Source organism: Paenibacillus sp. NPDC056933 (assembly GCF_042674385.1).
GTDB lineage: Bacteria > Bacillota > Bacilli > Paenibacillales > Paenibacillaceae > Paenibacillus.
In genome coordinates this window covers 1,044,550-1,058,434 of the sequence record NZ_JBHUQN010000002.1, presented here as the reverse complement: position 1 = coordinate 1,058,434, position 13,885 = coordinate 1,044,550, and the positions used below count along the sequence as shown (strand labels likewise).

13 protein-coding genes and 1 other RNA gene are annotated in these 13,885 nt (G+C 47.5%); 11 read left to right on the top strand and 3 right to left on the bottom strand.

Features of this window, described 5'->3' with window-relative positions:
• Nucleotides 1-4 precede the first annotated feature (4 nt).
• The 3 genes from ACFTRD_RS19710 to rnpB all read left to right on the top strand — a co-directional run bounded on the left by ACFTRD_RS19710 (nucleotide 5) and on the right by rnpB (nucleotide 2,350).
• Nucleotides 5-763: a tRNA (adenine(22)-N(1))-methyltransferase gene (locus ACFTRD_RS19710; protein ID WP_379382880.1), complete on the top strand. Its 759-nt coding sequence runs from the start codon at nucleotides 5-7 to the stop codon at nucleotides 761-763.
• Nucleotides 739-1,854 (top strand): Nif3-like dinuclear metal center hexameric protein, encoded by a 1,116-nt coding sequence (locus tag ACFTRD_RS19705; RefSeq protein ID WP_379382878.1) that lies wholly within the window; start codon nucleotides 739-741, stop codon nucleotides 1,852-1,854. The genes ACFTRD_RS19710 and ACFTRD_RS19705 overlap by 25 nt, the downstream gene beginning before the upstream one ends.
• A gap of 85 nt (nucleotides 1,855-1,939) precedes the next feature.
• An RNA gene (gene rnpB, locus ACFTRD_RS19700) (RNase P RNA component class A) lies at nucleotides 1,940-2,350 on the top strand.
• Between the two features lie 238 nt (nucleotides 2,351-2,588).
• On the opposite strand, the gene ACFTRD_RS19695 is transcribed toward rnpB, so the two are convergent.
• Complete coding sequence (locus ACFTRD_RS19695; RefSeq protein ID WP_379382876.1) at nucleotides 2,589-3,818, bottom strand: aminotransferase-like domain-containing protein; 1,230 nt, start codon at nucleotides 3,816-3,818, stop codon at nucleotides 2,589-2,591.
• Nucleotides 3,819-3,926: 108 nt separating this feature from the next.
• Between ACFTRD_RS19695 and pdxR the strand changes: the two genes are divergently transcribed.
• Both pdxR and ACFTRD_RS19685 read left to right on the top strand, forming a co-directional pair.
• Nucleotides 3,927-5,447 (top strand): MocR-like pyridoxine biosynthesis transcription factor PdxR, encoded by a 1,521-nt coding sequence (gene pdxR, locus ACFTRD_RS19690; protein ID WP_379382874.1) that lies wholly within the window; start codon nucleotides 3,927-3,929, stop codon nucleotides 5,445-5,447.
• 84 nt (nucleotides 5,448-5,531) lie between these two features.
• Nucleotides 5,532-5,789 (top strand): hypothetical protein, encoded by a 258-nt coding sequence (locus ACFTRD_RS19685; protein ID WP_082704289.1) that lies wholly within the window; start codon nucleotides 5,532-5,534, stop codon nucleotides 5,787-5,789.
• Between the two features lie 98 nt (nucleotides 5,790-5,887).
• Here the strand turns inward: ACFTRD_RS19685 and ACFTRD_RS19680 are convergent, their stop codons facing one another.
• The gene (locus ACFTRD_RS19680) at nucleotides 5,888-7,762 is read right to left on the bottom strand and encodes a S8 family peptidase (RefSeq protein WP_379382872.1); all 1,875 of its coding nucleotides are present in this window, start codon (nucleotides 7,760-7,762) and stop codon (nucleotides 5,888-5,890) included.
• A gap of 289 nt (nucleotides 7,763-8,051) precedes the next feature.
• Here ACFTRD_RS19680 and ACFTRD_RS19675 point away from each other — a divergent pair, with 289 nt between their 5' ends.
• The 6 genes from ACFTRD_RS19675 (at nucleotide 8,052) to thiI (ending at nucleotide 12,953) form a co-directional block, all read left to right on the top strand.
• Complete coding sequence (locus ACFTRD_RS19675; protein WP_062326464.1) at nucleotides 8,052-8,558, top strand: YpuI family protein; 507 nt, start codon at nucleotides 8,052-8,054, stop codon at nucleotides 8,556-8,558.
• Between the two features lie 166 nt (nucleotides 8,559-8,724).
• Entirely contained in the window at nucleotides 8,725-8,943 is a 219-nt protein-coding gene (locus ACFTRD_RS19670; protein ID WP_082704288.1) for a DUF1540 domain-containing protein, read from the top strand.
• A gap of 34 nt (nucleotides 8,944-8,977) precedes the next feature.
• Nucleotides 8,978-9,394, top strand: coding sequence for a hypothetical protein (locus ACFTRD_RS19665; RefSeq protein ID WP_379382869.1), 417 nt, complete (start codon nucleotides 8,978-8,980; stop codon nucleotides 9,392-9,394).
• 240 nt (nucleotides 9,395-9,634) lie between these two features.
• A complete protein-coding gene (locus tag ACFTRD_RS19660) occupies nucleotides 9,635-10,390 on the top strand; it encodes a lytic transglycosylase domain-containing protein (protein WP_379382867.1) in 756 nt (251 codons plus the stop codon).
• 163 nt (nucleotides 10,391-10,553) lie between these two features.
• The gene (locus ACFTRD_RS19655; RefSeq protein WP_379382865.1) at nucleotides 10,554-11,702 is read left to right on the top strand and encodes a cysteine desulfurase family protein; all 1,149 of its coding nucleotides are present in this window, start codon (nucleotides 10,554-10,556) and stop codon (nucleotides 11,700-11,702) included.
• A gap of 6 nt (nucleotides 11,703-11,708) precedes the next feature.
• Nucleotides 11,709-12,953: a tRNA uracil 4-sulfurtransferase ThiI gene (gene thiI, locus ACFTRD_RS19650; protein ID WP_379382863.1), complete on the top strand. Its 1,245-nt coding sequence runs from the start codon at nucleotides 11,709-11,711 to the stop codon at nucleotides 12,951-12,953.
• Between the two features lie 128 nt (nucleotides 12,954-13,081).
• On the opposite strand, the gene ACFTRD_RS19645 is transcribed toward thiI, so the two are convergent.
• Nucleotides 13,082-13,783: a TerC family protein gene (locus ACFTRD_RS19645; RefSeq protein WP_379382861.1), complete on the bottom strand. Its 702-nt coding sequence runs from the start codon at nucleotides 13,781-13,783 to the stop codon at nucleotides 13,082-13,084.
• Nucleotides 13,784-13,885 lie beyond the last annotated feature (102 nt).

Genomic DNA, 13,885 nt, shown 5'->3' with positions numbered 1-13,885 from the left:
CTTCATGAAACTTTCGAATCGATTACAACGAATACATGATCAAATTCCCGAAGGCAGCCGCTTGGCTGACATCGGTTCAGACCATGCTTTACTTCCGGTAGCAGCCGTACGCAGTGGGAAAGCGGAAGGTGCAGTAGCCGGAGAAGTTAACCCGGGTCCTTACGAAGCTGCACGCAAGCAAGTTAGCGATGCAGGCCTGAAGGAGCGAATTACAGTACGACGTGGTGATGGCTTGGATGTCATCTCTGCAGGCGAAGTGGATGTTATCACGATTGCTGGTATGGGAGGGGCGCTAATTGCCTCCATTCTGGATCGTGGTCTTTCCAAACTTGATGAGGTCAAACTGCTTATTTTGCAACCTAATGTGGGTGAGGATATCCTCAGACGGTGGCTGCTCGCGCATCAATGGGTTGTAGTTGCAGAGCAGCTGCTTGAAGAAGATGGCAAAGTATACGAGATTATTACAGCAATGCCGCAAGCCCTCAGTCCTATCGCCAACGAGGAAGTGTATCGAGCACGTCCGCTTGAAGGCGGAGTGGAATTGACATCCGATTTGCTGCTGCGCATGGGGCCTTATTTAACAGACCGTCCAACAGATGTGTTTTTTGCCAAATGGGAGAGCGAAATCGTCAAGCTGGAAAGTGTTGTGCAGTCGATCTCCAAATCCGATCAGGAATCTTCACGGGACAAGGCAGCTGAGGTGGAGCATTTAATTGTGAACTTGAAGGAGGTACTCTCATGTTTGCCAAAGGTCAAACGGTAATTCAATGGATGGAGCAGCTTGCTCCCAAACATCTGGCCGTGCCGGATGATCGGATTGGTCTTCAACTTGGCAGTTTGCAAAAGGAAATTACGCACGTTCTTATCGCGCTTGATGTTACAAACGAAGTTGTGGACGAGGCCATTCGGATAGGAGCGAATCTGATTATTGCACACCATGCTATTATTTTCCGCCCGGTCAAATCATTGAATACCGACACACCCATGGGGAAACTGTACGAGAAACTGATTAAGCATGATATTGCGGTGTACATTAGCCATACCAATCTGGATGTGGCCGAAGGCGGAATGAATGATTGGATGGCCGAGGCCATTGGAATTGAGAGCAAGGAATCACTTGAGGATGTACATACAGATCATTTGTTCAAACTGGCTGTATTTGTACCCTGCACACACCATGAGCAGGTCCTTCAGGCGATTCTTGAAGCAGGTGCTGGCAGTATTGGTCAATACAACAAGTGCAGCTTCAATACGGAAGGCATAGGTACTTTTGTACCGGGAGAGGGGACACAGCCTTTCATCGGAACAGAGGGACAGATGGAGCGTGTAGAGGAAATGCGAATCGAGACCATTGTACCGCAAAGTATGCGCAGCAAAGTTATTCAAGCCATGCTTAAGGCTCATCCTTATGAGGAAGTGGCCTATGACCTCTATGCAATCGATTTAAAAGGCCGTACGTTGGGTCTGGGGCGCTTAGGACCACTTAAGCAACCAAAGACACTCGGTGAGCTGGTGGAGGTCGTGAAGGCCAAACTGGATGTGCCATACGTTCGTGTAGTAGGCGATCTCAACCGGCAGATCAAAAAAGCAGCAGTACTTGGCGGTTCAGGTAGCCGTTATACCCTTCCCGCACGCTTCAAAGGTGCTGATGTCATCGTGACCGGGGATATTGATTATCATACGGCTCACGATGCACTGATGGCAGGCATGTGTATCATTGATGCCGGTCATAATGCTGAGAAAATCATGAAACCCAAAACTGCGGACTGGCTGCGTTCCCGTTTGGAAGAAAAACGTTATGACACACAAGTAACTGCATCTGAGGTAAACACGGAAGTGTTTCAGTTTATCTAGAAAAACATGTAAATTCGTTGCTGCCTGTAAATAATTAAGCTTGTTTGTAAACTCAAATGCCTGTATACTATGTAATGTTGTTCGGAAAGCTTGACAGACAATCGCTGGTGGCCTTTGTTGCCACGAGAGGAAAGTCCGGGCTCCACAGGGCAGGATGCTGGATAACGTCCAGTCAGCGCGAGTTGAAGGATAGTGCCACAGAAATGGACCGCCGATGGCCGGATTTTTCCGGCACAGGCAAGGATGGAACCGAGGTGTAAGAGACCCCGAGGAACGCTGGTGACTTCGTTCCTGGTAAACCCCATCTGGAGCAAGACCTAATGGGACACAGTCGACTCTTCGGAGAAGGCAGCCTTAGCCCGAGGTGTGTCTAGGTTGGTCGCTTGAGCTGTGCAGCAATGTATGGCCTAGATAGATGATTGTCGCTTGTGGTGGGAGGGTAGTTCCCGTCTGAACCACGAAGAGCACAGAACCCGGCTTACGGTAAGCTTTCCTAACTACAACACAACAGCAATACAGTGTGGTCTACTATCAGTCGAGGAGAACCAGAGTGATTGAATCTGATCCTGGCTGATCAGAAAGACGCCATCGCATCATCAACTACAAAAGATACCTGTTCAATCAGGTTATATAAATAAGGCGGCAGATTCCGAGTTTTCTCGGTCTGCCGCCTTATTTTTGTTCTACAGTGTGACTGAGGAATGGTTTCTAATGATACAGTTGATGACAGTTCGTTACAGTGTTACTACACTGTCCGACTGTAGTGATGCATGCCACCGTTGAATGGCGCGATCCATACGCTCTACAGCCTCAGGCAACAGGTCTGGATCGGTATGGGTAAAGTTGATCCGCATACGGTTCAGCTCCGGTGAACCTGCATAGAAGGAATCACCTGGTACAATGCACACTTTTTCCTGAATTCCATAGGTAAACAGGTTGCTTGCCAGCATACCCTCAGGCAGCTGCAGCCAAAGGAACATTCCGCCTTGCGGTGAGTTCCAGGAGATACCTTCCCATGATTTTGCTTCCATGAGCGCGGTCAATTTTTTCATCCGTTGTTCATAATCCTGTGAGATATTGCGAATATGCCCGTCCAGGTCAAATGATTCCAGCAGTGCATGAAGTGCTCTTTGGTCGATGCTGCTGGAATGCAGATCTGCACCCTGTTTGGCACGGGCAGCAATTTTGACTACATCGGGTGCGGCCAAAATCCAGCCAGTGCGAAGGCCGGGGGCTACGGTTTTGGAGAACGTGCTGGTGTAAATGACATTGGATGGACCCTCATAGGATTCTGCATCCAGTTGTGCCAGTGCGGGAGCGTCCAGCTGTTCCGGATTAAAGCGAATTTCCCCATAAGGATCGTCTTCCAGAATCAATACTCCATATTTACGACACAGGTCCACAGCTTGCTGACGTCTGGCACGACTCCATACTTTGCCCGATGGGTTGGAGAACGTAGGGTTGATGTAAACGAGTTTCGGATGACGCTGCTGAAGCTGTTCTTCCAGCGATTCAGGCAACATGCCTTCATCATCACAGGCGACTCCATGCGCCTCCGCCTGATAGGAATGGATCACTTGAAGGGCAGCCAGGTAGGTTGGGGATTCAACCAATACGCTGTCGCCCGGATCAAGCAAAATTCTGCACACCAGGTCAATGGATTGCTGAGATCCGGTGGTCAGAAGCATATGATCAGGTGAAGCGGGAATGCCCTTGGATTCAAGACGTTCGGCAATCTTGGCACGTAACGGTCGATAACCTTCCGTCTCTGCATATTGAAGAGCCGCTGCGCCGCCCATAAATACCTTATCATATGCTTCACGAATGGCCTCAAGAGGGAACGATGTCTGGGCGGGTAAACCTCCGGCAAGCGAAATCATTCCAGGTGCCTGTGCAGCCTGAAGCATGTCGCGAACGACAGAGGAAGGGGTGTTTAGTGCCATTTTGGACCAAGGGATATTCATATTATTCTCATCTCCTGTTATTCACTGTTATACTGATGTTATTAACTATAATAGACGAAATGCATTATAACAGTAAAATGCGGATCATAACAGTTGGGAGGCACATGTATGCATATTGAACTGAAGCGGGGGAGCAGCACCAAATTATATATCCAGATTGCCCTAACCCTTGCGGACCGGATAAGATCTGGGCTAATTGAGCCTGGAACCCGTCTTCCCTCTGTTCGAAAAATGACTGCGGATCTGGGCGTCAGCCTGGTGACCGTGTCCAAAGCATATGCCGAACTGGAAGCCATTCAACTGATCACCTGTTCTCAAGGAAAAGGATGCTATGTACGCGGGGTACAGGAGCTGGAGACAACAGAAGACATGGAGAGAACTCACCGGACGCATCCGAGGACTGAATCAAGCACACCCTGGAACTGGCAGATGGCCCTTGTCGATTATTTGCCCCGTGCACAGCTCTGGCGACATTTTGACGCGTCTCCTCAAGTACAATATGAGCTGCATATGTCGGCCATTCAGCCTGAATTGTTGCCAACACAGGAGATTATCGACAGTGCTTACCGCCTCTCTTTGGATCACCCACAACGGATGGCGGCTTACGGCTCTTTTCAGGGAGACCGTGAACTTCGGCAGACGTTTGCAGGGCATTTTGCAGAAAGAGGGCTTAGAGTACCACCTGAGCGGATGCTGATTACAAGCGGGACCCAACAAGGAATTGATCTTGTCGCCCGGACCTTCGTCGGGCCTGGTGACGTGGTGTACATGGAGGCACCAAGCTACACCGGTGCTATCGATGTGTTTACAAGCAGGGGAGCGAAGATAATTACGGTACCCATGGATGATGAAGGGATGCGTATTGATCTGTTAACCCGGTTATGTGATACATACCCTCCCAAATTGATATACACCATTCCCACATTCCACAATCCTACAGGCATTACGATGACTGCACAGCGCCGTGCGCAACTGCTGAATCTTGCTCAGAGTTATCACTGTCTCATCCTGGAGGATGATCCGTTCGCTGATCTGTACTTCCATGATTCGCCGCCCGCATCGATTAAATCCATGGATGGAACAGGACATGTGGTATATATCAAAAGTTTTAGCAAGGTGCTGTCTCCTGGTTGCCGTGTGGCCTGTGCAGTTGCAGATGGAAGTGTGCTCACCCGGCTTGTTGCTGCCAAATCCACTGCGGACCTGGGGAGCCCGCTGCTCACGCAGAAGGCATTGCAATCGTATATTCAACATCATTACAGTTCGTATACAGCTCGTCTGAGGGAAGAGTTATATTCCCGTCTTTGTGCCGCCTCTGAGGTCTTGGAGGAATATGCCCCACTGGGGATGTACTGGACTTTGCCTGATGGAGGATTGAACTTATGGCTTCAATTGCCTGATGGTTTGGATATGCGAGAGCTGCACCGCCAGGCCCTTGCTGCAGGTGTTTCATTTTTGCCGGGTTCCGCCTGTTATGTAGGGGAAACGGATACGGCGAGTCTGCGGATTTGCTTTACGGTAACGAATCAGGAGCTATTATGTGAGGGGCTGCGTGTATTGTGCAGGGTCATTGAGAATGTTACACCCCAAAAAGGCGGGGCAACGGCGGACAGGCTACCGCTTATTTAATTTTTCAGAAATGGACATACATCCAATCCACAATGGTCCATGTGCAATAGGTTATAGTATCACTTGAAAGGGAGTTGGTTTGAAATGAACCATTTCTGTCCGCCGCTTTGCCCGATAGTTTGTGACCCGATCCAGGTTGTTGAAGATTACTACATTCCACAAATCGTACCTGTAATCCACCCCATCGAAGTCATCAAAAAACATCACTGTGTGCCAATTCATCATCATATGTATCCTGTCGTAGTCAAAGAAGAAGATCCTTGTTATATTTCAAGCCACAACGCCAAGAAAAAATCCGTGAAAAAATCAGGCAAGTCCCGCACAACTTCTCGCAAACGCTAGTGGCAGCGGATGCCCCGGGGGAATAGGTAAATATACCAAAGAGCAGCATACGCCCCGGGGCGCAGCTGCTTTTGTTTTTATATGGAGAGCTACAGTCATTATTTGGTGTACTTTTTCATCGCATTGTCCATTTGCTGTCTCACATGCTGTGGCCAAAACTGAAGTGGTGCGCTATTCCCTGATGCCGCCTCCAAAGCTTTAAATACGTCGATCTGCCCATATCCATAATATTTGTCATGGCCGGGATCGCCAAGGTCAATAACGCTTTGACGCATCAAATCCATAACCTCCGTGTTGGTCAGATCCGGATTTAATGAGCGGATCAAACCCGCAAGTGCAGCTACATGGGGGCTTGCCATTGACGTTCCGGACAAGGCCGCATACTGGTTTTTCGGATACGTACTTGCAATACTGGAACCTGGTGCCGTAACGTCTACGTAATCCCCATAGTTGGAGTAGGAAGCTTTGTTCATATCCGGATCCGTAGCAGATACGGCGAACACTTCCGGATAAGCTGCAGGGTATCCCGGTCGCTCTGTATTATCGTTACCGGTCGCTGCAATTAAAACGATATCCCGGTCAAACGCGTATTTGATCGCATCATGAAGAAATTGGGCGTCGGCGTAATTGCCCAGACTCATATTAATGACTTTGGCTCCATGATCGGCTGCCCAGATGATGCCTTCTGCAACAGCATAGGTTGTCCCTGAACCTGAATTGTCCAGTACCTTAACAGGAAGTACCTTGTTGTACCAGCTCATGCCCGCCACACCTTCATTGTTATTCACAACAGCGCCGATAATCCCTGCGACGTGTGTACCGTGGCCTACATCATCAAGCGGTTTGCTTGCGGGATCGACGACATTGTAACCGTTCAGCAGTTTGCCCTTCAGATCGGGATGGGTCAGATCGACACCGGTGTCCACCACGGCAACGATAACATCCTTGTTGCCCTTTGTAATATTCCAACCACGGTTGGTCTCAATTGCGGGCAGATTCCACTGATAGTCAGAGAATAAAATATCATTGGGCACGGTTACATCTGTTTGTTCAGATACGGTTTCATTGGTTAAATACATGTAGTGGGGTTCCATATATAACGGATTCCATTTACGTTCAAAATAAGCATGCAATTGCTCATAATTCATGGTTTCAGACCGGAAAACATACGTATATCCCAGCTTGCGTACTGATTGAGTACGCAGATCAGATTTAATGATGCGCAAGTCCCGCTCACCCGGGTCCTGCCGGAAACGGATGACAATCTCATTTTCGTAAAAGTGACTGGCATTAGCGTTATCATGACCTGTTTTCACTGTGATTTCTTTGAGGGTATCCGGGTGCACCGACTCAATTTTGAATTTACCTTCACGTGGATAGGGAATCATGCGCAGATTTTTGCGTTGATGCTGCTCTACGGCGTTCAGCACATTCTGGCTAAATAGTGCAATGACCGCTCGTTTCCCATCCTTGGAGGGCTGTCCCATCACAAAATACTTTTCTTTACCCAGAGGGAAAGAAGAGGATTCGAAACTTTGACGTTTGCTGACGGCTTTCTTCGCAAGGGTAAGAGAATGTTCAAGTTTTTGCTGTTCCAGCTTGCTTCCTTTTGCTGATTTTTTTTCAAAGTGCCGTCGGTTTGCTCCATCGGTACTCATCACATCGATGGAGCAAATATGATCATGTGTTTGTTGTAATTCGTTGATGTAGCGTTTGATTTGCGAATCAGTCATATTGGAGGTTTTCTCAAGCATGATGCTGAGATGCTGTTTGGCATCCATACGTGTCAGCAAATCGGTTGCTTTTACATCCTGGACTTTGAGGCGTTGCTTGCTTGCTTGCTCTTTGTGTGGAGAATCAGGCATGGCACTTGGGGTTGGAACAGGGCGATTGGACGTTGGAAGCAGCAGCGTCAGGGCAAGTGCGCCCGCCCCAGCGGCGATGGCCCAGTTAACCCATTTCGGTCTGGACATAAGGGATGGAACCTCCTCAATTATTTTGACAATCATTCGTAACCGTGTTCTGACTTCATCATTGTCACTGGTTATATCTATCGTTAGGAAAAGGGCATTTTTTTATGCAACTGAACATAAGGTTGAATCCGTCTGCAAGCATGTTCAGTAGCAGAAAGGGAAAGCCTGATTAAGGGATACCGCTCGTCATCTTTTTATGGTAGGATAGTACCTGAGAATTCAAGGCTAGGGGAGAACATCCCTATGGCCGATCTATATGTAAGGACTTATTTAAGGGGGAGCTACCTTTATGTCAGCAGCCAATGTACAGAAAACATGTGAGTCAACTAGGGAAAAGTTAAAACCGGCTATCGATCGGATCGAACAATTTTTGAATGAAAATGCCTTGCCTGAACTGGATCAGAATCAGACAGAGGAATCAACAACCTTCTACAAAGGATTTCTTTCGGATCTTCGTCATTTGCTTGTTTTTTCTGAAGTTTCTTACGAAAAACTTGGCGTTGTGCTGCGTCGTGCCAATTTTGATGTTGATTTTGCCGAAAAGGCTCTCTATAACACGTATCACCAATGCGTAAACAGCTTTTTCTATCCCAAAAATGAATGTTATTCTGAAGACGGTAGATATGCTTACACGGGTCAGGATGCAATCCGCTTCCGTGATAAGCCAATCCGTGCAGTACGGGATGTTATTCTTGAGGTGTCAAAAACCTATGAAGAACTGCGTGATGATCTGGCCTTTTATGAAAGTGACTACCTAACGCAGCGTCGGATGCAAAATCAACGCAATCACGCTTAATTAACGTTTTCAACTTATATGCAAATTGGACAAAACCGCCCTTGTGGCGGTTTTTTTACTTTATTTTTAATCCTGAATTACTCAAAAGGATGTCATCATCTGGTATTTCCGCAGGGAATAGTCGATTTGAACAGCGGGGACAATAGGTGTCGAGGTGATAAAAAAAATGAGCCATGAGAAGCCAATTGTAAAATGCAGTGTTTCGAATTGTCACTTTTGGGGAGAAAACAATTTCTGCCAGGCCGATGCCATCATGATTGACATTGACCAACATGCCACTCGCCGTTTACATGAGGAATTTGCCGGAGAGACCTTTGATTCCGATCATCATGACCATGCCCGTACTTCTTCTGCGACATGTTGCCACACATTCAGACCCAAATGAGCAGTCATTCCCATTCATATGGAGGTGCTTTGCATTGAATAATGACCGTAAAGAGGATCACCCGTTGCAACGTCAAAAAAAGACTTCCTCCGAAGAAAAACAGCGTAAGCGTGTAGATTATCCAAGACGAAGTCACAGGGAAGAGTATGGTGCTGAGGTAGCCCCACCAACAGGTTCCATTCGCACAGAATCGACAGAAAGAACAGATCATACACCAGTGAAGCATGAGGATGATGGTGTAATGAAATCTACGGGTAGAATCTCGGGATATATGGGGCTGGCATTTGGCATAGCGTCCTTATTCATGTGGTCCATTGTCCTTGGTCCTGCTGCGGCGGTGCTTGGTTATTATGCCTATGTGAATGGCCGGAAAACAGCAGGTGCATGGTCTATCGGACTTGGTGCCGTGGCAACACTCAGTTACTTTTTCATGATTCCCTTTGCACGTTAATAAAGTAAGACTAAACTAAAGCATTGCACGAACCGGATATTCTGAACAGAGAATAATGGCCTGATCTAAGCCTTCTACTTTCCCCGTAGTTAACGGGTGATTGAAGAAGGTTTTTTTCGTACATATGCAAGAAGTATGCAAATAAGAATTATTTTTTTGAAAACAATGGAACCTTCATGTAAAACGATGTAGAATAAAGTCATAATATACGTTTACAATATACGGGAGTGGGTATAACTCATGCAGATTGATCCGCGCGGGTCGCGGCAGTTGCTGGAACTGCAATTGTCCAATAGTCTTAACGAAACGAATGCATCAGATGCAACTTCTGGTTCAACAGTGGATTTTGCCAGTGTCATGGATGGGCTTCTCGGTACGAATTCAAATTCTTTGAATAATACCGTAGGGGAAACTGTAGACTCTGCTGCGCTCTCCAAACGTTCCAGTGACGGTCTGTTATGGTTGCAACTTGGTAGCATGTATAACCCGGATGCAAGTTCTGTTTCAACTTCAAATCGCGATGTAGGCTCTTTATCTTCCCTCTTAAATAAACCATTAGTGGATTCCGGAGCATCTGTACCTACGGATTTTGAATCATTGATTGCTTCAGCGAGTGCGAAATACGGTGTGCCTGAATCTTTGATTAAAGCTGTCATTGATACAGAATCCGGTTTCGATCCGAATGTGGTATCATCCGCAGGTGCCAAAGGGTTGATGCAGCTCATGGATGGGACGGCAGCAGGTTTGGGGGTAAGCAACGCTTATGATCCTGCTCAAAATATAGATGGCGGAACCAAATATCTTTCTCTTCAGCTCCAGCGTTTTGGTGGCGAGGTGAAGATGGCACTTGCTGCATATAATGCCGGGCCAGGACGGGTTTCGAGCCTCGGTGTATCCAGTGACGCTGAACTGATGAGTGTACTCAACCGTCTGCCTTCCGAAACACAGGCTTATATCTCCAAGGTGGAGAAGGCACAGTCGAAATATAGGGTATAAACGATAGGTATGGAAATACAAACGTAATGCAGGAAGAGATCAAACGCGGGAACAGCAGAGCTCCTATGAGCTCCGTTCCTGTTTGGTCTTTTTGTGTTGAACGGAGATCATGATACAATGCTCACAGTAGATTCCACAACGAAGACTAGGAGGGGAACCTCGTTTGAAATATTTTGATTATGCAGCAACGACGCCTCCTTATCCAGATGTCGTTCGTACAATGGCCGAGATTATGGAGGCACAATATGGGAACCCTTCATCGATTCATGGTTATGGTGAGCGTGCCAACCAATTATTGCGCCGAGCACGATCCGGTTGTGCTGCAGCTATTGGGGTGAAACCAGAAGAAATCGTATTTACCTCAGGCGCAACCGAAAGCAATAACCTTGCCATTAAAGGGGCGGCATTACGCTATCAGTCTCGGGGCAAACACATGATTACTACTGCAACGGAACATGCTTCGGTGTATGAGAGTTTTAAGCAATTGCAGCAATGGGGATGGGATGTCACCTGGTTGTCCGTGGATTCCGACGGCCTGGTGAGCGCCCAACAGGTTATGGATGCGATCAGACCCGACACGGTGATTGTAAGTCTAATGCATGTGAACAATGAAACCGGAGCGATCCATCCTATTGCGGACATTGGTGAACGTCTCAAGAAGGAAGTACCAAGAGTACTTTTTCACGTGGATGGTGTACAGGGGTTTGGAAAGATTGAGGCTAAACCTGCGATGTGGGGCGCGGATCTGTATAGTTTGTCTGCTCATAAGATTCGTGGTCCCAAAGGGGCAGGTCTCCTTTATGTACGAAGCGGGGTGGAGCTTACACCTTTGCTGTCAGGCGGCTCGCAGGAGCAGGGACTGAGAGCGGGTACCGAAAATGTACCTTTGCTTGTGGGTATGGCGAAGGCGATGCGTCTCGCAGCGGAACGTCAGGCTGACTTTGCGCGGCGTACAACGATTTTGCGAGATCGTATTATGGAGATCATAGATGCGATTCCCGGATTTGTGTTAAATAGTCGCAAAGAGGGTGCACCGCACATTGTTCATTTTTCCTATCCCGGAATGAAGGCAGAAGTGGCGCTGCATACCCTGGAGCAACTTGGAGTGACCGCTTCTACACAATCTGCCTGCTCTTCGCGATCAGCTGAACCCAGCAGGGTATTGCTTGCCATGGGCAGGGATAATGCTTGTGCTGCTGGCGGACTGCGTATTAGTCTTGGAGATGAACATACAGAAGAAGATGTGGCTCTTTTGGAGCAAGCGTTACATCAGATGGTGGCGCAGCTGCGCCCGATGGAAAGGCGGATGTGATTTTAGATGAAATATGATATGCTGCTTCTCCGTTTCGGAGAGTTTATGTTAAAAGGGAAAAATCGCGCCCGGTTCGAAAAAACAATCATCACCCAGGTACGTTCTCTCCTTAAACCTTATCCAGGCGCAAGTCTGCGGAAGGAATTTGGACGGTTGTATGTGGATCTGGGCGGCGAATCTCATACGGAACTGATTGCTGTACTTAAACGAGTGTTTGGAGTGATGTCGATCAGTCCGGTTAAAGTTACGCCATCGAGGCCGGATGATATCGTGGAGACGGCTGTTGCTTTTATGGATGAGAGAGAGTCTGAATTCAAAGAAGGTACCACATTCAAGGTTAATGCACGTCGTGTGTGGAAAGAGTTTCCTAATTCTTCGCATGAAATGAATCATCTGGTGGGTTCTCCGATTCTTCGGAAATTCCAGCAGTTAAGTGTAGATGTGCGTCAACCAGACATAGAACTGCGTGTGGAAATCAGGGATCAAGGCACGTATATTTTCAGTGAAGTCATTCCAGCTGTAGGTGGATTTCCTTTGGGGACGAATGGCAAAGCGATGCTCTTATTATCAGGTGGCATTGACAGCCCGGTAGCTGCATGGTCTTCGATGCGTAGAGGACTTGAAGTGGAATGTGTACATTTCTACAGTTACCCATTCACAAGCCAGCGTGCCAAAGAAAAGGTCATTGATTTGGCGCGTGCGCTTGCTGATCATGCGGGCACAATCAAGCTGCATCTGGTTCCATTTACGGAAATTCAAACGGCATTTACCCAACTGGGACAGGATAACCTGATCATTACATTGATGCGGCGCTCGATGTTGCGGATCGCTACCAAGCTGGCTGAACGTGAGCGTGCACTTGCACTGATTACGGGAGATAGCCTGGGTCAGGTAGCAAGCCAAACGCTGCCGAGCATGAATGTCATTGGACGTGCGACGGATCTGCCGCTACTGCGACCGCTTGTCATGATGGACAAACAGGAAATTATAACGTTATCCAAACAGATCGGAACGTATGATATATCGATTCTGCCATATGAGGATTGCTGCACTCTATTTGTACCGAAATCCCCAACAACGAATCCGAATCTGCGCATTGTGGATAAAATCGAAGCGACCATGAGCCAGCTGCCTGAATGGGTGGATCAGGCGGTGGAGCAAACAGAAACGATTACCTTGCATGCAGGTGAAACCGCTATGCTGACTAATCAGCAGGATCAGGATAACGAAATGAAGGAAGAATGGTTCTGATCATTCATCTTCAGGACCGAATGACATAATAACGACTATGTTACCCCATATACAAAAGGACTGGCCGAATTCCTATCGGTCAGTCCTTTTGTATATGTCCTATGGTTAAAGTGGCAGACTTTTAATTTTTATGAATAGGAGTGTTGACGCTCCCCGCCTGGCTTATTGCTATTTACGCGTTTGCGATATCCGGCAAACACAACACCAACCGTAACCAGAACAATAAATAAGATCCGCAATGCCGGATGTTCGGTAAAGAAAGGCATGAGACGGTGCTCCTCTGTAATCATGTTGGAAGCCGTATAACCCAGTACGATGGCTCCAAGGTAAATGATCCAAGGGAAACGGTTGATTAATTTTATAAACAACGTGCTGCCCCAAACGATAATTGGCACACTGATCAGGAGTCCAAGTATGACAAGTACCAAATGCTGCTGTGCAGCACCAGCAACGGCGATAACATTATCTAAACCCATGGCAGCATCTGCGATCACAATTGTTCGCACGGCTATCCAGAGAGAACTGCCTGCCTTGATGTCCGAATGATCCTCTCCTTGATCTGCCAATAGCTTGTAGGCGATCCAGATTAGAAGTAATCCCCCTACAAGAAGCAACCATGGCACTTTCAGCAGCCATAACACAATTACGGTGGCCACAATACGTATCAATAGAGCGCCGCCTGTTCCGTAGAGAATTGCCCTTTTCTGTACAGAGGGGTGCAAATTTCGAGCTGCGAGACCAATCACGATGGCATTATCGCCAGCCAGAATTAGATCAATAAATACAACGTTCAACAACGCCAGCCAAAAAGCGGGGCTAAACAGCTCCATACGATGTCACTCCTTCTATTTATCCAAACCTTAGAAAGCTTGTTCAACGTTTAAGAATAGCATGGACAACTTTGACATACAAGTTAGAGTGGGGGGATGAGA